The 22,492-nt window shown below is 60.4% G+C and carries 17 protein-coding genes and 2 pseudogenes; 9 read left to right on the forward strand and 10 right to left on the reverse strand.

Features of this window, described 5'->3' with window-relative positions:
- Positions 1-246 precede the first annotated feature (246 nt).
- The gene (locus tag ASD01_RS22640) at positions 247-1,674 is read left to right on the forward strand and encodes an ISNCY family transposase (protein WP_060521183.1); all 1,428 of its coding nucleotides are present in this window, start codon (positions 247-249) and stop codon (positions 1,672-1,674) included.
- 6 nt (positions 1,675-1,680) lie between these two features.
- Here the strand turns inward: ASD01_RS22640 and ASD01_RS22645 are convergent, their stop codons facing one another.
- A complete protein-coding gene (locus ASD01_RS22645) occupies positions 1,681-2,418 on the reverse strand; it encodes a hypothetical protein (protein ID WP_034804388.1) in 738 nt (245 codons plus the stop codon).
- A 316-nt stretch (positions 2,419-2,734) separates the two neighbouring features.
- On the opposite strand from ASD01_RS22645, the pseudogene ASD01_RS22650 reads away from it, so the two are divergent.
- Positions 2,735-3,743: pseudogene (locus ASD01_RS22650) on the forward strand (IS30 family transposase).
- 68 nt (positions 3,744-3,811) lie between these two features.
- Positions 3,812-4,081, forward strand: a pseudogene (locus ASD01_RS22655) (helix-turn-helix domain-containing protein); the annotation flags it as partial.
- A gap of 509 nt (positions 4,082-4,590) precedes the next feature.
- Here ASD01_RS22655 and ASD01_RS22660 read toward each other — a convergent pair.
- Positions 4,591-5,499 (reverse strand): LysR family transcriptional regulator, encoded by a 909-nt coding sequence (locus ASD01_RS22660; RefSeq protein WP_060529891.1) that lies wholly within the window; start codon positions 5,497-5,499, stop codon positions 4,591-4,593.
- 115 nt (positions 5,500-5,614) lie between these two features.
- Between ASD01_RS22660 and ASD01_RS22665 the strand changes: the two genes are divergently transcribed.
- The 3 genes from ASD01_RS22665 (at position 5,615) to ASD01_RS22675 (ending at position 8,107) form a co-directional block, all read left to right on the forward strand.
- Positions 5,615-6,025: a DoxX family protein gene (locus ASD01_RS22665; RefSeq protein ID WP_060529890.1), complete on the forward strand. Its 411-nt coding sequence runs from the start codon at positions 5,615-5,617 to the stop codon at positions 6,023-6,025.
- 70 nt (positions 6,026-6,095) lie between these two features.
- Entirely contained in the window at positions 6,096-7,115 is a 1,020-nt protein-coding gene (locus tag ASD01_RS22670) for a zinc-dependent alcohol dehydrogenase family protein (RefSeq protein WP_060529889.1), read from the forward strand.
- Between the two features lie 104 nt (positions 7,116-7,219).
- A complete protein-coding gene (locus tag ASD01_RS22675) occupies positions 7,220-8,107 on the forward strand; it encodes an NmrA/HSCARG family protein (protein ID WP_060529888.1) in 888 nt (295 codons plus the stop codon).
- Between the two features lie 189 nt (positions 8,108-8,296).
- Here ASD01_RS22675 and ASD01_RS22680 read toward each other — a convergent pair whose 3' ends face one another.
- The 6 genes from ASD01_RS22680 to ASD01_RS22705 form a co-directional block, all read right to left on the reverse strand.
- Positions 8,297-9,361 (reverse strand): ABC transporter ATP-binding protein, encoded by a 1,065-nt coding sequence (locus ASD01_RS22680; RefSeq protein WP_060529887.1) that lies wholly within the window; start codon positions 9,359-9,361, stop codon positions 8,297-8,299.
- Complete coding sequence (locus tag ASD01_RS22685) at positions 9,361-10,443, reverse strand: ABC transporter ATP-binding protein (RefSeq protein WP_060529886.1); 1,083 nt, start codon at positions 10,441-10,443, stop codon at positions 9,361-9,363. Before ASD01_RS22685 ends, ASD01_RS22680 begins: the two co-directional genes overlap by 1 nt.
- Before the next feature lie 8 nt (positions 10,444-10,451).
- Positions 10,452-11,285 carry a carbohydrate ABC transporter permease gene (locus ASD01_RS22690; RefSeq protein ID WP_060529885.1) on the reverse strand — a complete coding sequence of 278 codons (834 nt, stop codon included), beginning with the start codon at positions 11,283-11,285 and terminating at the stop codon, positions 10,452-10,454.
- The gene (locus ASD01_RS22695) at positions 11,285-12,166 is read right to left on the reverse strand and encodes a carbohydrate ABC transporter permease (protein WP_060529884.1); all 882 of its coding nucleotides are present in this window, start codon (positions 12,164-12,166) and stop codon (positions 11,285-11,287) included. Before ASD01_RS22695 ends, ASD01_RS22690 begins: the two co-directional genes overlap by 1 nt.
- Positions 12,167-12,256: 90 nt before the next feature.
- The gene (locus ASD01_RS22700) at positions 12,257-13,813 is read right to left on the reverse strand and encodes a type 2 periplasmic-binding domain-containing protein (RefSeq protein WP_082584681.1); all 1,557 of its coding nucleotides are present in this window, start codon (positions 13,811-13,813) and stop codon (positions 12,257-12,259) included.
- Between the two features lie 88 nt (positions 13,814-13,901).
- The gene (locus tag ASD01_RS22705) at positions 13,902-14,954 is read right to left on the reverse strand and encodes an NAD(P)-dependent alcohol dehydrogenase (protein WP_060529883.1); all 1,053 of its coding nucleotides are present in this window, start codon (positions 14,952-14,954) and stop codon (positions 13,902-13,904) included.
- A 348-nt stretch (positions 14,955-15,302) separates the two neighbouring features.
- Between ASD01_RS22705 and ASD01_RS22710 the strand changes: the two genes are divergently transcribed.
- Entirely contained in the window at positions 15,303-17,048 is a 1,746-nt protein-coding gene (locus ASD01_RS22710; RefSeq protein WP_162251031.1) for a sigma-54-dependent Fis family transcriptional regulator, read from the forward strand.
- Between the two features lie 512 nt (positions 17,049-17,560).
- On the opposite strand, the gene ASD01_RS22715 is transcribed toward ASD01_RS22710, so the two are convergent.
- Positions 17,561-18,232, reverse strand: coding sequence for an FkbM family methyltransferase (locus tag ASD01_RS22715; protein WP_060529881.1), 672 nt, complete (start codon positions 18,230-18,232; stop codon positions 17,561-17,563).
- A gap of 235 nt (positions 18,233-18,467) precedes the next feature.
- Positions 18,468-19,562, reverse strand: coding sequence for a LacI family DNA-binding transcriptional regulator (locus tag ASD01_RS22720; RefSeq protein ID WP_060644482.1), 1,095 nt, complete (start codon positions 19,560-19,562; stop codon positions 18,468-18,470).
- 274 nt (positions 19,563-19,836) lie between these two features.
- On the opposite strand from ASD01_RS22720, the gene ASD01_RS22725 reads away from it, so the two are divergent.
- Positions 19,837-20,817, forward strand: coding sequence for an ABC transporter substrate-binding protein (locus ASD01_RS22725; protein ID WP_057251674.1), 981 nt, complete (start codon positions 19,837-19,839; stop codon positions 20,815-20,817).
- A gap of 148 nt (positions 20,818-20,965) precedes the next feature.
- A complete protein-coding gene (locus ASD01_RS22730) occupies positions 20,966-22,492 on the forward strand; it encodes a sugar ABC transporter ATP-binding protein (protein WP_060644483.1) in 1,527 nt (508 codons plus the stop codon).

The raw sequence follows: 22,492 nt of genomic DNA on the forward strand, positions 1-22,492 counted from the left end.
GAGATGTCGAGTGTCGCATGTCTAAATGGCTGACGACGCGCCGCCCAAATTGACATTTTAACTTTGCGCCAAAGCGGACAGTTCAACTTGGCTGCCACAGAACCTGTAGTGGCTATTTAGTAATGCGACAGTTGGGCCAGTTAGAGATGCGACAGTCTCGCCTCTCGACGCACTGGTCAAAGCCAACGTTGGGAGCAAGGATGACGACCTTCAGCCTGGTCGAGACCATGAGCGGTCGGAGTCGTCATGTCCTGTTTGATCACCATGTCGCAGAAAGAGTTGCATCGCCTCGAAGTCATCCAGAAGATCCGTGACGAGCGCCTGAGCGTTGTCCAGGCTGCCGAACTGCTCAACCTCAGTCGAAGTCAGATCCACAGACTGCTGCAGGCTTATGATCAAGATGGTCCGGCCGGTCTTGTTTCGAAGAAGCGATCCCGGCCGAGCAATCGGCGCCACAGCGAGGATTTCCGCAATGCGGCGCTGGATCTGATCCGCGAACGCTATCTGGATTTCGGTCCGACGCTGGCGCGCGAGAAGCTCATCGAGCTGCACCGGATTTCTGTTGCCAAGGAAACGCTGCGGCAATGGATGACCGAGGCTGGCATCTGGATCTCGCGTCGGGAACGCAAGAAACGGGTTTTCCAGCCACGTGGCCGGCGCGACTGCTTTGGCGAACTGGTGCAGATCGATGGATCGCATCACTGGTGGTTCGAGAACCGCGGCCCCAAATGCGCCCTGCTCGTCTATATTGATGACGCCACCGGCAAGCTTTTACATCTTCGCTTTGCTGGATCGGAGAATACATTCGATTATCTGCACGCGACGAAGGCCTATCTGCAGCAATGGGGCAAGCCGCTGGCCTTCTACAGCGACAAGCACGGCGTTTTCCGCTCGCTCCATGCGTCGAAGAAAGACCGGACAAGCGGCCTGACGCAGTTCGGACGGGCGCTCTATGAACTCAATATCGACATCATCTGTGCCAACACCCCGCAGGCCAAGGGTCGAGTGGAGCGTGCCAACCAGACATTGCAGGATCGGCTGGTCAAGGAGATGCGACTTCGCGGCATCGATACGATCGAAGCTGCCAATGTCTATGCGCCTGAGTTCATTGCAGATTTCAACACTCGTTTTGGCAAGCAACCACGCAATCCGAAGGACATGCACCGGCCGCTGTCCGACCATGAGAACCTCGATGGTGCCATGTGCCGCAAGGAAGTGCGCACGCTGTCGCAATCCCTGACGCTGCGTTACGACAAGGTGCTGTTCATTCTCGATCCGACCGAGATTTCCAGGCCATTGGCGGGCCAGAAGGTGATTGTCTGCGATTATCCGGACGGTCGGCTTGAGATCATGCACGAGAGCTTTGCCCTGCCCTACAGGACCTTCGATACGTTGCGCTCGGTGCATCGTGCCGAGGTCGTCGACAACAAGCGGCTGGACGACATGCTGTCAATTGTCGCCGAGATGCAGGCCGGACGCCAACAGCAGCGCAGCAAGAGTGGTCCGAGCCGAACGGGCCAAACGGATCATATGTTCGGCATTCGAGACGGTAGCACAGCCAACGGCTACCAGAAGCGTGGTCCCAAGCCTGGCCGGCGGACGGATTTCATGAACGATCCGGCGGTGATTGCGCGACGAGAGAAAGCGTTGATGAGGCGGCCAGCGGCGGAATAAAGAGCGTCAATGCACGCCGATGTCGCTCTGCGTATCCGATTCCAACTGCAGGCAAGCTGGCCAAAGTGGCGTCTTGTGGAAGGCTCCATGCTGGAGGAGCGTGAGCCCCTCTCGTGCCTCATAGAGCACACCGAGCCAGCACAAGCGCCGAAAGACGCCATATTGGAGATCGGATTTCAACTTCCAGGCTTCTATGGTCATTTCGGTGTCCGACAGAGGCGCCAAATCTGGATAGAGGATCTTCACAACGTCTATTGGCGTGCACCCTTCCCTGGCTTTGATATTGAGAAGATTGAGGAACATGCGCCACCAGCGTAACCGCGCTCGGACCTCCTCTTCCCGCTCGGTGGTATGGACATACGAATAGAGATAATCCGTGGCGATCAGATCGAAGAAGGCTTGCGGGTTCACCAGGAACTCCCGGCCGCGTCTGGTTGGCAGCAGCACATCTTTTTTCCGACGAAGAAGCTTCAGATGACGGGTCATGTCGCGCACCACCCAAAGCGGCGGCATGTCGCTTTCATTGAGCACCTTGTTGATGCTGTAGAGGTCTTCGGCTGTGAAGCCTGGCCAAAGGAAGTGCACAGCGGCCCAATGCACGAACTTGCGGTTCATGGCGCCGGTCGCCGTCAATCCTATGCCGCCCTCACCGTCAGCATAGGCAACCGAAAGAAGCATACCGCGAAGAAGTGGGGACAGTGCGGCGACATCGACGTCACCATGCAGCTTGATTTCCGGAAGCATCGTGCGGCTGTGATCCCTACCTCGCCCTATGCAGGTGCAAGCGAGTATCAACCGGCGACAAAACAATTGCTACTGAGAAAGCTAAAGCCGAAGGGGAGTGTCATCACCCGCCCCCGCTCCGCCCTTTCAACCCGGACCAGCCGGTCGGATCGGGGGCTGACTGGCAGAGCAAGCCGGCGGGCAGTGTCGCATTTCTAAATGGCTGGCGACGTCGCAGCCCTATTCAGCTTTGACAGAACCTGTAGCCGGGTGGGTTCAAGGATGAAGTGCGACTTGCGATAGATACCAATGGGTTGTCACTCGCAAGGAATGGCTCATGAGACGCACCTACTCCCAAATCGATATGGATGAACGTCGTAGGATCGCCGGTGGCGAGCGGCTGGCCTGAGTGTCACTGTGATCGCCGAGAAGCTTGGGCGGCATCGCTCGACGATTTTCCGGGAACTCAGCCGCAATGCTTTCGACGATGTGCAAATGCCGGAGCTCAGCGGCTACTACTGTGTCACGGCCAACGAGATGGCGCGTGAGCGCAGAGCCAAGCTGCGCAAGCTTGCTCGGTTTGCGCATGTGCGCCGATCGGTGATCGAGCGGATCATGCATGGCTGGTCGCCGCAGCAGATCGCCGGCCGCATGCGGCTTGAGCGTCATCCGATTTCCGTCAGCTACGAGACGATCTACAAATTCGCCTATTCCGCAGACGGCCTTGCCATCAAGCTGTGGCGCATCTGCCGGAACGTCGCGCGAGACGTCGACCGCGGCATGCCAGGCGGCGCTACGGCCGCCGTTTCAGCCCGGAACTCAACATTCTCCATCGTCCTGACGCGGTCGACGAGCGCAAGCAGTTCGGTCATTGGGAGTGCGATCTCATTCAATTTCGCAAGAAGTTCGGCAAGGCCAATGTGACGTCGCTGGTCGAGCGAGTCAGTCGCTTTGCCGTCTTCCTGCGCAACAACGACCGGCAATCGAAGCCGATCATGGACGGGCTGATCCAGGCGCTGCAGTCCCTGCCCCATCTCGCCCGCCGGTCGATTACCTTTGACCGTGGCACCGAATTCAGCGAATGGCCGTATCTCCAGGCTGGCATCGGAACGCAGACATGGTTCTGCGACCCGCAGGCGCCGTGGCAAAAAGGCACCGTTGAGAACACCAATCGCCGTGCTCGCAAATGGCTTTCGAGAGAGGTGGATCCTCTATCGATCACCGACGGTGACCTGAAGGACATTTGCGATCGGCTTAACTCGACGCCCCGAAAGTGCCTCGGCTATCGAACGCCCGCGGAAGTCTTCCGCAAGAAACTGCTCGCGCAAATGCGGCGTGTCGGTTAGCGTTGCACGCGCAAGTCGCAGTTCGGCGTGAACTCACACCCTTTGGCCATCGTTTCAGGAGGATGGATGTGGCCCGCTCTTTTGCGCAGTTGAGTATGGATGAACGCCGCGTTATTGCGCGGATGCTTGAGAAGAAGATCAGCCAGGCGGAGATCGCGAGGACGCTTCGTCGCGACCGTTCGACCATCTGCCGCGAGCTACGACGGAATTTCTGGCACGATCGTGAAGTCCCCATTGCCGAGGGCTATTGGCACGTGACGGCTCAACAGATGGCTGAGGACCGGCGTCGGCGCTACCGGAAGCTTTTGCGCGACCCGCAGCTTTGCGCCGCGGTTATGCGTCAGTGTGGCAGACACCCGTCGCCATGATCTCGACAAGCACCTCGCCGGATGCGGCTTTCTGACCTCGATTGTCTCTATCGTCAGGGGTTGATTTGCTATCCAGGCTACGGCGGCAGCGAAGACTGCTTCGGAACTTCGGCCCGGCCCTGCTTCGCTCACCGTTGGCGACCTAGCCTCGCTTTGTTCCATTTCATTGAACTCGAATCTTTCCAACCCTCGACGGAAGAACCAGAAAAGCTGGTAGTTGCCCAAAGCGGCGCAGCTACGGAGCACAGGCCCGCTGCCGTCCACGGCAGCGCAACGGAAGGTCACTTGAATGATCGGCAATCTCGCGACCGCCCACGGGGCCGGAGGTCATTTACTGCTGGTATGAGCGTGGTTTTCAGTCGCACGCCTTTGTGCGCCGGTCCGACCAGTCGAGACTACGCTCGGAGCCGTGTTCGCTGATTTACTGGCGACTGATCATGGCGACGAGGATGTCAGGCTCCATCTGTATGGTGCTTCGGTCAGTCGCCAATTTCACGGCGCTGAACCCGATCCAACAGCCAACGACCCGCCGGTCCCAGAGCTTTGTCGGACCTGTAAACTGCCCTAAGATGATAACGAGCGTCCTTCCATAGGTTCAAGGGGAGCCGCACTAATCGACCGGCTTCCAGGTCAGGTTTTATCATCGGCTCTGGCATGGATCCCCATCCGACCCCCGCAAGTAGCAATGCGTGCTTCGCACCAAGATCAGCCAGGCGCCATGTCTGTTCGGAGAGAACGCCAAAGTCCCGACCCTCAGATAGTTTCGAGCGATCCGATAGGACAAGCTGCACATAATCCCGCGCCTTAAGCGCGGCGACTGCGCTGTCTGTTTCCACGGAAAGCGGATGATTCGGGGCCGCAACCGGAACCATGGCAATTGAGTAGAGTGGAACGAACTCCAAACCCTCTGCAGCCGTCGGCACAGGCCCGCTGATGCCGAGGTCGGCGACGCCGTCGCGCACGAGCTGCGTCACAGCCCCAACAGCCTCGACATGCAATCGCAGGGTAACGGTCGGATAGGCAGCACTGAATGCGTTGAGGATTTCGGTGAGCGTGGGGATCGGCATCATCACGTCGACGGCGAGGGAGACTTCGGCCTCTTCGCCTTGCAGGAGGCTTCTGGTGCGGGTGAGCAAACCGCCCACCTCCCTTGTGACTGCCCGAGCGCCGGGCAACAGTGCCCGGCCCGCCTCGGTGAGGCTCACCCGTTTCGCCGTCCGACGGTCAAACAGCGAGAGGTTTAACTGCGCTTCCAAGTTCGCGAGCTGGTAGCTCACAACGGATGTCGCGCGGTTGAGCTGCCTTGCAGCACCCGCAAAGCTTCCGGCGTCCGCAATGGCGAGGAACACGCGGAGCTGCTCGAGTGTGGGTGGATGCGGATTGTTCATCCCACTTATTAGAACAAATTGCGCAATATTATCCAGCTTTTTGTTCGGTTGATTACCGTCTAGCTAATCGTCAGCACCGTTCCAGTGACCAAGCTCAAGACGAGAGATCTCCGCAATGTCTAACAACATCCGCTACCTTCCACCGGTTGGCCGCTTGCTCATCAGCATGATTTTTCTGGTGAGCGGCTTCTCCAAGATCACCAACGCTGCCATGATCAAGGGCTACATCGCCTCCGCCGGCCTCCCCCTCCCCGATCTCGCATATCTGATCGCCGTCGTTGTTGAAATCGGCGGTGGCCTCCTCCTTTTTGTCGGCTTCAGGTCACGGATTGTAGCGGGTCTGCTTGCGGCTTTTTGTATCGTGACCGCGTTCGCGTTTCACGCCGATCTGGCGGACCAGATCCAGGCGACGAATTTCCTCAAAAACATGGCGATCGCGGGCGGGTTGCTGCAGATCGTCGCCTTTGGTTCGGGCGCACTTAGCGTCGACGGACGAGGGATTTCCGATCGCTCCCCCGCCGCATGATTGATGTTCTGCCACGCCAGACCGCGGGGCGAGCCCGGTATCGATGACAAGCCAAAGGAAAACATCGCAGATGCGCACTTTTAGACTGACAGCTCCGCACCTGGACGGGCTCGATCTATTCGACGAGCCTATGCCTGAATTGGCACAAAACGAAGTGCTGGTGAAAATGCGGGCAGCGTCCCTCAATTACAAAGACAGCTTCTACCTTAACGGAGAGGACGGAATTCAACTCCCGCGCGCCACCATTCCACTTTCGGACGGCGCAGGCGAGGTCGTCGCCGTCGGCCCGCTGGTGCGTCGTTTCGCGGTCGGCGACCGGGTTGTGGGAAATTTCGTGCAGGATTGGATCTACGGCCCCATCCCGTCGCATGCGGTTGATTCCAGCACGACACTGGGACACGGGATTGATGGCGTGCTCGCAGAGTTCAGGACTTTCCATGAGGAGGGACTGGTCCACCTGGCCCAGAACCTCACCTACGAGGAAGCCGCTACACTTCCATGTGCCGCGGTCACCGCATGGAATGCGGTTCGAAACGTCCGCGCCTGGGAAACAGTGCTCATCACCGGAACAGGCGGCGTTGCGTTGTTTGCACTGCAATTCGCCAGAGCGCTGGGAGCAAAGACGATCGTCATCTCGTCTGGTGATGAAAAACTCGCCCTCGCGAAAGAAGCAGGCGCCAACCACGTCATCAACTACACGACGGATCCCGACTGGCACCTACGCGCCCGTGAGTTCACTGGAGGACAGGGCGTCGAGCACGTCGTTGATGCCGTCGGGTCCGACACGTTGGAACGCTCGATAGCTGCAACTGCCCGCGAAGGCACCGTGCATTTTGTCGGCCTGATGAACCCTAAGGGAGCGCTGAACCCCATGCTGATCCTCGGCGGCACGGTCAACGTGCGCGGGGTTCGGGTCGGCTCGCGCAAGCTCTTCGAGGAAATGAACGCTTTCATCGAAAAGCATGACATCCACCCTGTTATCGGAAAGCGTTTCGCATTCGAAAGCTCCCGGGAGGCATTCGAACACCAGGTTCGCGGCGCCCCCTTCGGAAAGATCGTCATCGATATTGCAGGAGACGGACAGGCTTAGGCGGAAAGAACGCTCTTGCGAAGCGCCCAGTATCTGACGCGAAAACCGGGGAAGCGCAGAAACGCTCTCGGCACCGAAACTCGAGACCGACATTGGAAATGAACATGTCATCCAGAACTGAGAAGACCATCGCCGTCATCGGCGCAACCGGCCAGCAGGGAGGCGCTGTCTTGCGCGCCCTCAAGGTCAATAATCAATTCAAGACCCGTGCCCTCACCCGTTATCCAAGCGTACATAGCGATCTTGCCGACGAAGTCGTTGAGGCTGATCTTGACCGACCGGAGACCCTCAAGCCGGCCCTCTCGGGTGCACATGGGCTCTTCCTCGTGACGAACTTCTGGCAAGAGGGGGCCGACGAGATCAAGCAGGCAACAACTGCAATCGATGCTGCTAGAGAGGCCGGTGTCGAGCACCTGATCTGGTCTACACTGCCGGATGTCGAAACGATTAGCGCCGGTCGTTTTAACGTTCCGCATTACACCGGTAAGGCCAAGGTGGATCGCATTGTAAGCTCCGCCGGATTCGCGCATCACACGTTTGTAGTCCCGCCGTTCTATTATCAGAACCTGTTGACGGTGTTGGCGCCGCAGCAGCAATCAGACGGCACCTATGGCTGGACGCTCCCGCTGAACCCAGACTCGCGCAGCATTCACATGGGCGACATCAACGAGTTCGGTGGCATCGTCGCAGGGGCGTTCGCCCGCCCTGAAGTGGCAGGCAATGGCCAATACTTGCCGTTGGTTGGTGACTTCATGAGCTTCGCCGAGATCATTGAAACACTTCGGCAGCTCGGACACAAATTCACGTTTAATCGCGCTCCGCCGGGCGTCTTTCCGGCGGAAGTTGAGGCGACTTTCGATTACTTTGAGGCGCACACTTACATGGGCACGCTCACCGCGGCTGACGTCGAGCTTGCAAACGTGGTCTCGGAAAAGCAGCCGACGAAACTCCTGCCGTGGGCCCGAGAGCACTTCCGATATCAGCCTATCTGACCTCGAAAGGACGCGCGGCGTTTCGCCGCGCGTCCTGGTTGGCTTCCGCTACAACTGCTACAAGGGCACCCGCCAAGTGTTTGCCGAAGGTAGCCGGCGAGAGGACTGAACTGCACGTCCTCCATCAGGGATTCGTGAACGTCGGCTCGTTATTGGGGTCATCTAAAACCGTCGCCCATTTTTCTCGGATCAGCTAAGGAGATCCTGCCCGGTATATAAACGGATTTGATCGGCATTTGCCCGGATTTGCACTTGTCCTGTCGGCAGGGAAACGTCACTCCGGACCTTTATCCGCAAACGGTGTGTCCCGATGGCGACATCCACCACACGGGAGCTGCCGAGGTTCTGCACGGCGAGGATTGAGGCTGGGATCCCAGCCTCTTCGACGGTAGCAAATTGAAGATGCTCCGGCCTTATTCCAAACATTACCTCGCTTGAGTGAGGGATCCCGTGACAGCGCTCTCCGCTCAAGAGAGGAACGCCGCCGAGCCGAAGGTCTCCTTCGCCGCGCTCCGCCCGAACAAAGTTCATTCCAGGAGAGCCAATGAAAGTCCCAACATAAACGTTGCGTGGCTCCTCGAACAATTCGCGCGGGGTGCCGCGCTGGACGACGCGGCCGGCGCTCATGACGAGAATTTCGTCCGCGAAGGTCATCGCTTCGTTCTGATCATGCGTGACGTAGACGACGGTGTGGCGGGTCTGATCGTTGGCCTGTTTGATCCTGCGCCGAAGGTCGAACTTCATGTGGGGGTCGATGACGGTGAGTGGCTCGTCCATGAGAAGCGCCGCGACGTCGTCGCGCACAAGTCCGCGCCCCAGTGAAATCAACTGTTTCTCGCCAGCGGTGAGCCTCCGAGCCGACTGATCGAGACGCGCAGTGAGATCAAGAAGTTCGGCGATTTCGTTCACCTTGCGAGCGATCCGGCCTCGTTCCCAGCCCCGACACTGAAGCGGAAACGCGAGGTTCTCAAAAACGGTCTTCGACTGGTAGACAACGGGAAACTGGAAGACCTGCGCGATGTCGCGGTCTGCTGTCCTGACGCGGGTCACGTCCCGACCTCCCAGCAACACCCGACCGTCGGAGGGTGTGAGCAGCCCGGATATGATGTTCAGCATCGTCGTCTTGCCGCAACCGGACGGACCCAGGAGCGCATACGTCTTGCCATTCTCGAAGTGAATATCAGTCTTTTCCAGCGCGTATGCGGCGGACGTCCCGTATGTATGCCCGATCCGATCAAGATGGATAGCAACCATCAGTATTCTCCTGTCGTGGGAGCCCGGAGCAGTTCGCCCTCTCCGTCGGCATTAAAGGCGAAAAGCCGTTCAGGCCTGAAAGACAGGCGCATCTCCGAACCGGTGAGCACGTGGTGAACTCCTTCAAGCTGCATCACGGCCTCGCCCAGCGGTGTCACCACGTGAACGAATGTCTCCGATCCTGAGACCTCCGAGAACTCCACTCGTCCGATCACACCTCCTGTTTCACTGGGCAAGATCTCCGTTGCGCGGATGCCAAACCGGTAGGAGCCGCGGGACAGCTCATCCATATGTTTCGGCGCCGGAAAACCGACATCATTCCCGAAGGTTACACGGCCATCTTCAAGTCTTCCGTGCAGGATCGTCATTGGCGGATCGTTGACGATCCCGGCCACGGCCACATTTGCCGGGCGTTCGAACACTTCCTTTGGCGTTCCCGCCTGCAAGATCCGGCCGTGGTGCATCACGACGATGCGGTCGCCCAGCATCATCGCCTCTGCGGGTTCGGTCGTGTTGTAGATCACGATGCCGTCGCTCTGGCTCGTGAGCAGACCGCGAAACTCCTCTCGCAACTGCTCGCGTAGCTTGTAGTCAAGATTGACCAGTGGCTCGTCCAGAAGGAGGATGTCGGCGCGACGTACGAGCGCTCGAGCGAGAGCGACACGTTGCTGCTGCCCACCCGACAGCGCAGTCGGCGCTCGCGCTCTGAAATCCGAAAGCCCAACCATGCCGAGAGCGGTCTCCGAGCGACTGCGCGCTTCGGCATCCGGGACACCGCGCTGCCGCAGTGGAAAAGCAACATTGTCGAAGACCGAGAGATGCGGATAGTTGATGAACTGCTGGTAGACCATGGCCACATCGCGCCGCCACGGCGGCAACAAGCCGAACTCGCAGCCCTGACGCTCCATTCTGCCGCTGTCGATCGGCTGAAGTCCGGCGATCGCCCTCAGCAACGTCGTCTTGCCCGCCAGGGTGCGTCCAAGCACTGTGGTCAGGCTGCCACGCTCAAACGAGGCTGACACGCCATCGAGGTGGACCTCGCCATTGCGGGCAAGGCCAAGTTTATCGAGAACAAGGGTCATATTGTCTCCTACCGGATCGCGCCGGAAAGCGTGCCGCGCGACAGGAGGCGCTCGGCGAAAACGGCGATAAGGATGAGCGGGGCGACGGACACGAGGGCGGAAGCCGAAAGGCTCCACCATGGCGTCACCGATGAATTCAACGAAACGACGGCGACCGGCAGGAGCTGCGTGTCGGTGAAAGTCAGCGTGAAGGCGAAGAAGAAGTCGTTCCAGCCGAAGATGAGGCAGAACATTCCCGCGACCAGGATTCCGGCTCCGGAGTTCGGCAATACGACGCGCCAGAAGGCCTGGAATGGCGTGCAGCCGTCGAGCATGGCCATCTCGTCTATCTGGCGAGGGACCCCGTCAAAGAAATCGACCATGATCCAAACCGCTATGGGCAGAAGCAGCGCAACGTAGACGAGGATCAGCCCTGCCTTGGTGTCGAGTAGCCCGAGAAACTGGAGCATAAGGAAGAATGGAATCGCCAGCACGATCGGCGGCATGATGCGCTGGGAGACGAAGAAGAAGATGATGTCCGTGTTCTTCACGATGCCAGCCCGGTAGTCGAACCGGGACAGCCCGTAGGCCGCAAGTGTCCCGAGCGCGATCGAAATGAAGCTGGCGCTTCCAGTCACGATCAGGCTGTCGAGGTAGGGCTTCGCGATGTCGATGCCCCCAGCACCGCCGAAGAGACTGCGCCAGCCGCCGAGCGAAGGCTCATATCCGACAAAGGGAAGATAGGTCGGACCGCTTGTCACTCCGTTTGCCGACTTGAAGCTCGTGGTCATCGCCCACAGCAGAGGCGCGACAACGAAGGCGCTCCAGAACGCCACGGCGAGGTATTTGAGGATCTTGAGCATCAGGCGCTCCTTCCGATGAATGTGCGAACCAGGAGCTTGGCGACGATCGTCAGCAGCACGATCATGATCACCAGGTAGGTGATGGAAAGGGATGCCGCGTACCCGATCTCGAAATCGCGCAGTCCTTTGATGTAGATGTAGTAGCCAGCGGTTTCCGTCGCGGTTCCCGGTCCACCGGAGGTCAGCACGTAGACGGTCTCCATGATCTTCGACGCCTCGATCAGCCGGATCACGATCGCTCCGATGGACACCGGAACCAGCAGAGGAAAGGTCACGTTGAAGAACGTCCGGATCGGACCCGCTCCGTCGATGGCCGCAGCCAGAAACTGCTCCCGCGGCAGGCTCAGGAGGCCCGCAAGCAGCAGCAGGAACATGAACGGCGTCCATTGCCAGATCTCGACGATCATGACCGCCGCCATCGCGAAGTTCGCGGAGGTGAGCCATGGATAAGGACCAAGTCCGATCGCGCCGAGCAGGTCGTTGGCCGGGCCAAGCGATTCATGAAAGATGGTGCGCCAGATCACCGACATGATCACGGGAGTCGTCATCATTGGGATGAGGAACAGGACCCGGAAGAAGCGGCGCAGGGCGATCTCGCGCCAGACCAGCAGTGCAAGCGCGAATCCGAGCGTGTACTGGATCAGAACGGAGCCGAGGGCCATACCCGACAAGCGCAGCATCGCCTCCCAGAACCGCGTGTCGCCAAGAAGGGCTGCGTAGTTCGCCAGCCCAGTCCAACCAAGTCCGGGCGAGATCGCGTCCCAGCCCGACAGCGAGACGCGGAGGGTGAACAGCAGCGGAAAGAGAATGATCGCGAGGAGCACGAGCTGGCCTGGCAACAGGAAAGATAGTTTGTAGAAGCGAAACCCGGTGTGACCCATGATGCGCCTTGTCCCCATGTGATATCGAACGTTTGAAGGACAGACGGGACGGCGAGCCGCCCCGTCTGTTGCGTCGCTTAAGCGATTGCCTCAGCGTCCCCGGTCCTCGAGCTCAACAACGTTCGCATAGGCCGCACGAACCTTGTCCGCTCCGACCTTGGCGACGATCTCGGTCCACTGGGCAGCCACGCCGTCGAGCGCTTCCTGCGGGCTCTTCTGCCCGGCCATGGCTTCGGCCACTCCGTTGGCGAGTGTCGACATGAACTGGTTCACGCCGGGGACGCGCAGGTCAAAGACTCGGTTGGTGCTTTCATCCATGCCGCTGAGGGTGAGCACGTAGGTTTCCGCCACCTTCCGGTCCCAGCCGAGCTTGTCCTGCCAGAATTGCGGGTCGAAGTGCGTCCTGCGGTACGGGTTAACCCCGAAGCGGCCGATCTGCAGGTCGAGGGTGGTGTTGGCTTCATTCGAGAAGAAGCAGAGATAGTCGAACGCCATGTCCTGGTTCTTCGACGCCTTTGCGACCGCGGAGGTCCAGCCCCAGGTGACGTATGGCGGCGCGTTCGGCACTTCGAACTTGTCCCATGTCTTCGTCGTGCGGTTCCAGACTTCGTTGGCACCGGGAAGCGGGGCTGCCGCGACCTTGTTGCGGATCGGGCTGTCCCTTTCCTGAGCCTGCACGAAGGCATCATCCCAGGAGTAACTCATCAGAGTCTGGCCGCCGCCGAACGAGAAGATCTCATCGCCCAGCCCGAAGTTCGCGCCCCCCGGCGGGAAGGCCTTCTGCGCGTCGATGAACATTTCCAGGGCCTTCACCCAGCCCAGATTGTTGACCTGCGGTTCCATCGTCTCGAGATCAAAGAAGAAGCCGCCTTTCACGTTCGGGTTTTTCGCATACGCGGCCGCACGGCTGATGAAGGCCGAGAACATCAGGTCGTCGCGCTTCGTCACTTCTGCGCTTCCGAAATGCGGCTGGCCGTCGCCGGCCCAATCCCAGCCCGAGAAGAACTTCGCAATCGCGTTGTATTCCTCCCAGGTTTCCGGGACTTTGAGGTCCTGCCCGGTCTCGGCCTTGTATTTGACCTGCATCTCCGGATTGTCGAAGATATCCGAGCGGTACTTCATGTAGTGACGGTCGCCGTCGACCGGATACTGCACCATTTCGGCGCCCCAGGTCGCGACGTCCTTGTAGTTGGTGGTTACGTCATCGAGGCCGCTGAGTTCCTTGTAAGTGTCGGGAACGGGGGCGAGGAAGCTATGAAGGTCCCCGATCCACAGCGAAGGGTAGAACAGAACGTCGTACGCCGCCTGCCCCGTTTGGAACGGAATCATGATGCGCTGATAGAGATCACCGAAGGGGATATGGACGACATCCACCTTGGCCCCGGTCAGCGCCTCGAACTGCCTGGCGTGCAGGTCGGTCGGCTCTCCGATCACCGGAACCGCGTGACTGATGACCTTCAGGGTGCGCCCGGAATAGTCCTTCTTGTCGATCGCCTCGTATGAGCACGCGCCGGGGACATCCTCGGCTTTGCCGTACTTTGCGTAATCGCCGAACTGGCTGTAGTCGATCTCCGCCGCTTGAGCGCCAGATGCGACTGTCGTCGCGAGAGCGCAAGCCGACGCATAGAGGAAGTTCTTCAGTTTCATGTGTGGTCTCCTCCCACAGGTTGCCCGAGTTGGTTTTGGTTGGGTTGGTTCGCTCGGGAGGGCCCTGCTGACGCCTCCCGATCGTTCTTCATGGGATCAGGACGGCGCGGCCGTGGATCTTTCCATCACGGAGATCCCGAAGGGCTTGGTTGGCGTCGGCCAGGCGGTACTCCACGGTCGTGAGATCCACGAGACCGCGGTCTGCAAGCGCCATCAGCTCGGTGAGTTCGGCCCACGTGCCCACGAGGTTGCCGACGATGTTCTTCTCGGTGATGACCAGGTCGACGGTCGGCACGCGAATGTCCTCGCCGTACCCGACAACGTAGTAGCTGCCCATCGGACGGGTCATGGCGAGCCCCTTCAGGGTGGTGCCCTTTTCGCCGACGAAGTCGATGACCGCCTCGGCGCCCTGCCCGTCCGTCAGCTCAAGCACGGCCTCGACCTCGTTGCCGTCGGCCTTGACGAGCTTGTCGGCCCCGATCTTCCCCGCAAGCGCGAGTGACGCGTCGGAAATGTCCACCACGATCACGTCTGCCGCGCACATCGCCTTCAGGCACTGGATGCCGATGTGGCCAAGGCCGCCCGCGCCAATGACGACGCAACGCTCACCCGGCAGCAGGTGGCGGGTCGCCTTCTTCACCGCCCGGTAGGCAGTCAAACCCGCGTCGGCATAGGGAGCGACTTCCTTCGGTGCCAACGTCTTCGGCAGCGGCACGATGTTTCGCTCAGAGGTGCAGAGGTACTCGGAATAGCCGCCATTGCAGTCGAGCCCGGGAAACTTTCCAGGCCCGTGCATGTCGAAGCCGCGTCGGCAGGCGAGGCAGGTGCCGCCGGAGATCTTCGGGTGGACGATGACCGGATCCCCGACCTTGATGCCCTCCACTTCCTTGCCGACCGCCTCGACCCAGCCCGCATTCTCGTGCCCCATGATGAGCGGTAGCAGGCTGTTGCCGGAGGGATCCATGTGTGGGCGCCAAACGCCTTCGATGATGTGAAGGTCCGTCCTGCAGACCCCTGCGCCTCCGATCCGGACGATGACGTCGCTGGACTTGGTGATCTTGGGATCGGGTACATCCTGCAGCGAGACCCACTGGTCTGCTTTCAGATAGTCGTCGTATTGGGTCAGCACCTGTGCCTTCATGCCTGTCACTCCTCGTTCCGCGGGACAACAAGTCCGCGTTCGGCGGTGACGGTAGCAAGGGCTGTGCCAAATTTATTTATCCATGTCTTTCAGGTATTTAACCGAAACTACGCATGTCCGGAGTGTGAACTGGTTGAACGCCTGTACATTCGAAAGTGTTCAGTTTCTGTCTATTGCAATGGCAGCGCGCGCGACGCATTTTGGGCCGGGATGAGCGCATGAGGAGGAGCCATGCATCTTTCAGGGATCGAGCGCGCCCGCAGCGCACTGGAGGTTGGTGGCCGCCTGCCGCTTGGCGGCCTGCCTTCTCTCGTGGCCGACAGTTGGCAGCGATGCCGTGATCTGGGATTGGACCCGAATGCGGAGCCGCAAAGCTGCGTCGTTCCGTTCGCGCGGGTTAACGAACGGCGCGAGCACAATGCAGCGCTGCGCAGACTGGCGCTGGCCGAGATGCAGCTCCTCCATTCCCAGATTGCGGGATCCAATTTCATGATCGCCCTCGCTGATGCTGGCGGCGTGGTGCTCGATACCATCAGCGACGCTCACTTCGCCGACAGTTCCGCCGGAAGATCGATCATTCCCGGAAGCCTCTGGGACGAAGGGCTGCGCGGGACGAACGCGTTGGGCCTTGCTGCGGCGAACCACAAGCCCGTCGCGATTTATGGCCGCGAGCACTACTTCGCCTGTCACGGCCACTTGAGCTGCATGGCAGCGCCGATTCTCAATTCCCGCGGTGAGATTCTCGGCCTGCTCGACGCTTCCTGTGCCCATGAGGCCCGTCAGGAGCACACCCACGCGCTCGTACGGATGGCGGCCGCCCAGATCGAAAATGGACTGATCTACCAGGAATGTTCGGAAAGCTTCATTTTCGCCTTCCACCCGCGTGTCGAATATCTCGATACGTTGTCCGCCGGCCTGCTGTCTATCAGCCGGGACGGACTTGTGATCTCGCTAAATCGGCCGGGGCGCGCACTGCTGACCGGGTTGCCTGCAATGATCGGCAGTCGCTTCGACGATCTGTTCGAAGCCGGATTCGGAGCGGCGATGGACGAGCTCCTCGGCGGTGGCGCCATTCGGATCCGCGACAAAGCCGGAAGCGGCGTGTTCATGGTCTGCCGCCAGATCGGACTGCGCAAAGCGGTCATGCCTTCCAGCCCGCTACTTGCCTCACCTGCCCTTCTGCCGCGAGCGGGAGCGCCTGACTTTGTGTGCGACGATCCGAAGGTAAATCGGTCGATTGCCGACGTCGCCGACGCGGCAAAGCTGCGCATGCCCGTCCACATCACGGGCGAGACGGGCACCGGAAAGGACCTGATGGCCCGCCACGTCCATACCTTGAGTGGGCGCAAGGGCGAGTTTGTCGCTGTGAACTGCGGTGCCCTACCGGAAAACCTGTTCATAGCCGAGATCTTCGGCCACGAGCGTGGCGCGTTTACAAACGCACGCACCGAGGGCTCGCCGGGCCTTGCCCGCGCCGCCGACAAGGGAACGCTGTTCTTTGACGAGGTTGCCGACATCCCGTTGGCAGCGCAGACGTCGCTTCTGCGCTTCCTGGACAGCATGGAAGTGCGATCCGTAGGGGGACATAAGACCGGAAAGGTCGACGTCCAGATCGTGTCTGCCACAAATCGAAATCTGCAGGAAATGGTGGCGGCCAGGGAGTTCCGCGCCGATCTCTACTACCGTCTCAACGCCTTCAGCGTCAGTCTTCCGGCGCTCAAGGACCGCAGCGACTTCGCCGGCGTAGTCCGGCACCTGATGCAAGGATTCGCTCCAGACACGCCGATCACGGATGCGGCGATCGCCCGTCTCGCCACCCATTCCTGGCCAGGCAACATACGTGAACTGAAGACCACACTCCAACGCGCCCTCGTGCGGCGGCGCATGGACTACCTTGACGAAGACTCCTTCGACGACAGCGGAGTGGGTGGGAGGCACGCCGACGACACTTGCGACAGGTGTCACTCGCGCCCCCTGGACCGAAGCAAATGCAGCGAAATACGGTCGACCTATCATATCACCGGGCAGAACATCGCAAAGACGGCGCGCATTCTGAGATTGTCGCGAACGACCGTGTACAAGCACGTGCGCTAGGAGCTTGCGCGCGGACAGATCAGGCCGCTGCCCGTCTCAAATAAATCGATAGACCCATGCCATCGCTCAGTACTTGATCGAAGCGCTTCGCTCCGGCGCGATTGCCCTTCTCGCTCCGAACGGTTAGTTGCGCGGTTGACTGCTCTCGAACGAGTGACACGCCGTCGCCGGGGTCACCGCGCGTCCCTTCATATGTATTGCCACGGTGGCGGCCACATGACGATGCTCAGTATATCTCGATTTCTGCTAGAAGCAGATGACACGGTTTCTTGGTGGGGCGTCACGGCTGGTCTAGCGCGACGATGAACCTATGCTGAGCAATCCAGCGCGCCTTAGTTGGCGAGTGACTGACGACGAGAAGCAAGCCTCTACTGCCCTTCGCCCCTCAAACCAAGACTCGACGTTCGCGCGAGACTTCGACCGGAAGCACCTGCCTCCTGGTTGCCATGGATGTTGCAAGATCGCCACCAAGTACCCAAGCGTAACCAGGTGAGAGCGACGATCCGCCTGCTCTAGTGCCAATCCAGGCAGACGTTCGTGATCTTCTCCCGTTCGATCCGCAAGCGCAGCGCACCGATCCGAGCGGCTAGCTCTTCCGAGAAGAATTCATGGGTTTCCACCAGGATCAAGTCGATCTGACGCTCTAGGCGTTCCGCGAGCAGGGCTTCGAGGACTTCAGCCTCGTAACCTTCAATGTCGAGTTTGAGGATGCGCACGCGCTCCGGCAAACCACGAATGTATTCAGCCAGGTTGGCGATCTCCACCTGAGCAACGGGTGCCGTCGTGTGAACGTCGCGACGCATCAAGGAGGAGGCAATCGTCTCCTTGATGTTGCCATCTGCAAGCGCCTCGGTCTGATAGAAAGGCGCAAAGCCGGCGGCCGCCCCGACAGCCTTCTGCTCGATGACCAGTCGCGGCTCGTTCGGGAAGCGCGCTTTGAGGACCGCAAGTGCAGTCGGGTCCGGCTCAAACGCGATTACCTTCATTCCCTTGGCCAGAAAATAGCCGCTGACATCACCCACGTTGGCGCCGCAATCAAGCACCAGTGCACCCTTTGGCAGTCTGCGCACGGCCGTCCGCATTTTCAGCAGGGCACCCTTGAAGGCATCTCCCTGCTTGCCCCTGCGCTTTCGATAGAGATGCCAGCGCAACCACGAAACCCAGTAGGCTTCCTTCTCAAACATCGACAACCAATCCCATTACCGCGAGTGCAGTCTGCTAGACGCAGACTCTCGGACCGCCGAAAATCACGGCGGCCGGATAACACACGTAACCGTTGTGTACAAACGAGCGTTTTTATGGCGGTCGTGCTGATGACACACGTTGAGCAAGGGATCCGAAGTATCTAGATACCGGCGTCGGCGTCACGGCCTCGCGCGCGCCGCGGCGGGGCAAGGGAGGGAGCGCTGCTGGCGGCGTTTATCGAGCGCTCTTTGAAGCTCTGGCTGCGGACAGGAGAGCGGTGGTATCGCGGACCACCAGCGGTCCGTCGACTTTTATCGTCATCGGCCGCATGTGTTTTCCGTGGATCGCCATGTCGATCAGGAGTTCAGCCGCCTTCTGGCCCATTTCGTAGTTCGGCAGCACGAGTGTCGAGAGCGGCGGATGGGTGTAGCGCGCCAGTTCCTGGTCGTCATAGCCCATCACCGAGAGATCGGTCGGCACCCGCAAGCCCTTTTCCTGGGCCGCCTCCATGACGCCGATCGCCATCAGGTCGTTGCCGCAGAAAATGGCTGTCGGCGCGTTGGGCATGGAGAGCAGGTCCAACCCGGCCTCGTAGCCGCGGAGCGGCAGCCAGTCGCCATCGCGCACAAGCGTTTCGTCGAAGGCGATGTCGGCTGAGGCAAGCGCCTGCTTGTAGCCTTTTAGCCTATCCATGGCGGCGTCCATCCAGCACTCGCCGTTGATGAAGCCGATGCGCTTGTGGCCGAGCGCCGTCAGATGCGCTGTGGCGGCGAAACCGCCGGCGACCTCCCCCGGCACGATCGCCACATGCTGGCGCGGCTCGCAGTAACAATTGAGAAGCACGGTCGGCAGCGGCGCCAACGCCTTGGGAACGGCAACCTTGCGGGTGAAGATCGTCGCGTAAATGACGCCGGCGATGGAGGGGTCCCGCAGGACCGACCGCACAACCGCTTCCTCGAGTTCCGGGTTCGATCGGGTGACATGCGCCGAGACCAGCATGCCTTGCTCGAAAGCATAATCGCGAATGCCATCGAGGCTGACGACCGGGTGCGGGCTAGTGGAGATTTCATCGACGATGAAGGCGATTGTGTCCTTTTCCACCGCCGGCGCCGCTGCAACCGGACCTCGGGTCGCTGGCAGTTTATAACCGATTTTATGAGCAGCCTCGCGCACCTTCTGCTGCGTTTCGGGCGAGATGCGCGAGCCCGACATCTCGTTCAGCACCAGGGAAACGCTTGACTGGGAAACGCCGGCTATCCTGGCGACATCCGTCATGGTTGGGCGTCCTTCCCCCTTTTTCTCCAGATTTCGCCCGTTTCCCTTGGCCATGTGTGCTCCCCTACCCTACAGCACCGCGCGTCTAGGAGACGTGCAAAGGTCGCTGTAGCACTTTGAATTTCTGCATGTTTTTCCCCTTCAATCGGAGACGATTGACGGAAACATGCAGTTGAGCGTGCATTGCACCGCACGCGGGCTTTTGCAAGTGCTCATAAATTTTGGCCTTGACTGCTAATATTATTAGCGCAAGATTTGGAGATGTGAAGCGCAAAAACGCTCACGTCCGGTAGAGGAGCACCGGCCAATCTGGGAGGAGAACCCGATTATGACCACGATTTCCCGTCGTACCTTCATGCTGGCGGCAACGGCCGTCGGCGCGCTCGCCCTTGCGGGTGTCGCGATCGCCGAAGTGCCGAAGCTCGAGCAGAAGGACAAATACAAGGTCGGCTTCGCGCAGACCGAATCCAACAATCCCTGGCGCATCGCCCAGACGAACAGCATGAAGGCCGAAGCGGAAAAGCTCGGCTTCCAGCTCGTCTATACGGATGCCGCCGGTTCCGCCGCCAAGCAGGTCGCCGACGTCAACTCGATGATCGCTCAAGGCGTCGATGTGATCTTTCTCGCGCCGCGCGAAGAAAAGCCGCTGATCCCCGCCGTCATGGCCGCGAAAAAGGCGGGTATTCCAGTGATCCTGCTCGATCGCTCGGTCGATCCGTCGTTGGCCAAGGCCGGCGAGGACTATCTGACCTTCATCGGCTCGAACTTCGTCGAAGAAGGCAAGCGCGTTGCCGAATGGCTGGTAAAGAACGCCAACGGCAAGTCGAAGATCATCGAGCTCGAAGGCACGACCGGGTCGTCGCCCGCCAACGACCGCAAGAAGGGCTTTGACGAGGCGATCAAGGCGGCCGGCGGTTTCGAGATCGTCGCCTCACAGACCGGCGATTTCGCCCGTGACAAAGGGCGCCAGGTGGCAGAAGCCCTGCTCCAGGCCCATCCGGATGCGGACGTGATCTACGCCCACAACGACGAAATGGCGATCGGCGCGATCGCGGCACTCGAAGCGGCCGGCAAGGTGCCGGGCAAGGACGTCCTGGTGCTGTCGATCGACGGCGGCAAGGAAGCCGTGCAGGCGGTTGTCGACGGCAAGATCGCAGCCGTCGTCGAGTGCAACCCGCGCTTCGGGCCGAAGGCGTTTGAGACGATGATGCGCTACGCCAAGGGCGAAAAGATCGACCCGATGATCATCAACGACGACAAGTTCTACGACGCCTCCAACGCGGCCGCCGAACTCGCCAACGCCTATTGATCCAATCTCCCGAGCCTCCACGGCCGGGACGGCGCAACCGTCTCGGCCGTCTTTTTGACGGCAGCATGACCTTCAGCCCGTTCAAGTGTAGGCTGATGACGCCCACCCCCAAATGGGGCGGCGGATGGCGAAGATAGGGAGGAGACCCATGCTTCTGTCCATGCAGGGCATTTCCAAAGCGTTCGCCGGCGTGCCGGCACTGAAATCCGCCTCGCTCGAGGTCGAACCGGCGGAGGTCATGGCGCTTGTCGGCCAGAACGGCGCCGGCAAGTCGACGCTCATCAAGATCCTGACCGGCGTCTATCGCCGGGACGAAGGCAGCATCGCCTACGACGGTCGGGATGTCGATTTCTCGATGCCGGCTGAGGCGCAGGCCGCCGGGATCGCGACGATCTACCAGGAAATCAATCTCGCCCCGCAGCGCTCCGTGGCGGAGAACATCTACCTCTCCCGCGAGCCGAAGCGGTTCGGCATGATCGATTATTCCGCCATGCGGCGCGGGGCCGAAGCGGTGCTCAAAACCTTCAACCTGACGATCGACGTCGACCGTCCCGTCGCGCATTTCGATGCGGCGACACGGCAGATGGTGGCGATCGCCCGCGCGGTGACGCAGAGCGCCCGGCTCGTCATCATGGACGAACCGACCTCCTCGCTCGACGAGCGCGAGGTCGCCATCCTCTTCGATACGATCCGCACGCTGAAACGCTCCGGCGTCGCCGTCATCTTCATCGGCCACCGGCTCGACGAACTCTATGAGATCTGCGACCGCGTGACGATCATGCGCGATGGTCAGACGGTCGCCAAAAGCCCGATGGCGGACATGCCGAAAATGGCGCTGGTGCGCCACATGCTCGGCAAGGAGCTTGCCGCCTTTCAGGCCATGGCACCGGAGAAGGACGCGCCGGTGCGGCCCGTCCGCCTCGAACTCGACAAGGCGGGCGCCGGCGTGCGCGTGCGCGACGTCAGCCTTGCTGTGCGAGAGGGCGAGATCTCCGGCCTTGCCGGACTGCTCGGCTCCGGCCGCACCGAAACGGCGCGCTTGATCTTCGGCGCCGATAGGATGGAGCGCGGCACGATCCGCATGGAGGGACAGGGACGCAGCTATCGCGAACCGGCGGATGCGATCGATGATGGGATCGGCCTCGTGTCCGAGGACCGGAAGATCGATGGCATCGTGCCCGACATGAGCATCCGCGAAAACATGACGCTCGCCTTGCTGCCAAAGCTGAAGAAAGCCGGTATCGTCGACCGCGCGCGCCAGGATGAGATCGTCAGCCGCTACATCCGGGCGCTTGGCGTCAAATGTGCCTCCCCCGATCAGCCGATCAAGGAGCTTTCCGGCGGCAACCAACAGAAGGTGCTGCTCGCCCGCTGGCTTGCCACAGACCCGCGGGTCCTCATCGTAGATGAGCCGACGCGCGGCATCGACATCGGCGCCAAATCGGAAATCCTCAAACTCCTGCGCAGTCTCGCCGACGAGGGTTTGAGCGTGCTGATGATTTCGTCTGAACTCGAAGAACTGCTTGCCGCCGCCGACCGCGTGACGGTCCTGAGCGACGGTACTTCCGTCGCGACGCTGTCGCGCAAGGACTTGAGCGAGACGGCGCTGCTTGCCGCCATGGCCCACCAGGAAGTCCACCAGGAAGCCCACCAGGAAGCCCACCAGGAAGAATGA

The organism is Ensifer sp. Root423 (assembly GCF_001426275.1).
Classification (GTDB): domain Bacteria; phylum Pseudomonadota; class Alphaproteobacteria; order Rhizobiales; family Rhizobiaceae; genus Ensifer; species Ensifer adhaerens.

What these genes read in the sequence shown, in the direction of transcription:
- ASD01_RS22660 (WP_060529891.1), bottom strand. Translation starts at nt 5,499, where the DNA reads ATGAACAATCCGCATCCACCCACACTCGAGCAGCTCCGCGTGTTCCTC.
- ASD01_RS22665 (WP_060529890.1), top strand. Translation starts at nt 5,615, where the DNA reads ATGTCTAACAACATCCGCTACCTTCCACCGGTTGGCCGCTTGCTCATC.
- ASD01_RS22695 (WP_060529884.1), bottom strand. Translation starts at nt 12,166, where the DNA reads ATGGGTCACACCGGGTTTCGCTTCTACAAACTATCTTTCCTGTTGCCA.
- ASD01_RS22720 (WP_060644482.1), bottom strand. Translation starts at nt 19,562, where the DNA reads ATGGCCAAGGGAAACGGGCGAAATCTGGAGAAAAAGGGGGAAGGACGC.
- ASD01_RS22670 (WP_060529889.1), top strand. Translation starts at nt 6,096, where the DNA reads ATGCGCACTTTTAGACTGACAGCTCCGCACCTGGACGGGCTCGATCTA.
- ASD01_RS22725 (WP_057251674.1), top strand. Translation starts at nt 19,837, where the DNA reads ATGACCACGATTTCCCGTCGTACCTTCATGCTGGCGGCAACGGCCGTC.
- ASD01_RS22680 (WP_060529887.1), bottom strand. Translation starts at nt 9,361, where the DNA reads ATGGTTGCTATCCATCTTGATCGGATCGGGCATACATACGGGACGTCC.
- ASD01_RS22700 (WP_082584681.1), bottom strand. Translation starts at nt 13,813, where the DNA reads ATGAAACTGAAGAACTTCCTCTATGCGTCGGCTTGCGCTCTCGCGACG.
- ASD01_RS22640 (WP_060521183.1), top strand. Translation starts at nt 247, where the DNA reads ATGTCCTGTTTGATCACCATGTCGCAGAAAGAGTTGCATCGCCTCGAA.
- ASD01_RS22685 (WP_060529886.1), bottom strand. Translation starts at nt 10,443, where the DNA reads ATGACCCTTGTTCTCGATAAACTTGGCCTTGCCCGCAATGGCGAGGTC.
- ASD01_RS22730 (WP_060644483.1), top strand. Translation starts at nt 20,966, where the DNA reads ATGCTTCTGTCCATGCAGGGCATTTCCAAAGCGTTCGCCGGCGTGCCG.
- ASD01_RS22690 (WP_060529885.1), bottom strand. Translation starts at nt 11,285, where the DNA reads ATGCTCAAGATCCTCAAATACCTCGCCGTGGCGTTCTGGAGCGCCTTC.
- ASD01_RS22705 (WP_060529883.1), bottom strand. Translation starts at nt 14,954, where the DNA reads ATGAAGGCACAGGTGCTGACCCAATACGACGACTATCTGAAAGCAGAC.
- ASD01_RS22645 (WP_034804388.1), bottom strand. Translation starts at nt 2,418, where the DNA reads ATGCTTCCGGAAATCAAGCTGCATGGTGACGTCGATGTCGCCGCACTG.
- ASD01_RS22675 (WP_060529888.1), top strand. Translation starts at nt 7,220, where the DNA reads ATGTCATCCAGAACTGAGAAGACCATCGCCGTCATCGGCGCAACCGGC.
- ASD01_RS22715 (WP_060529881.1), bottom strand. Translation starts at nt 18,232, where the DNA reads ATGTTTGAGAAGGAAGCCTACTGGGTTTCGTGGTTGCGCTGGCATCTC.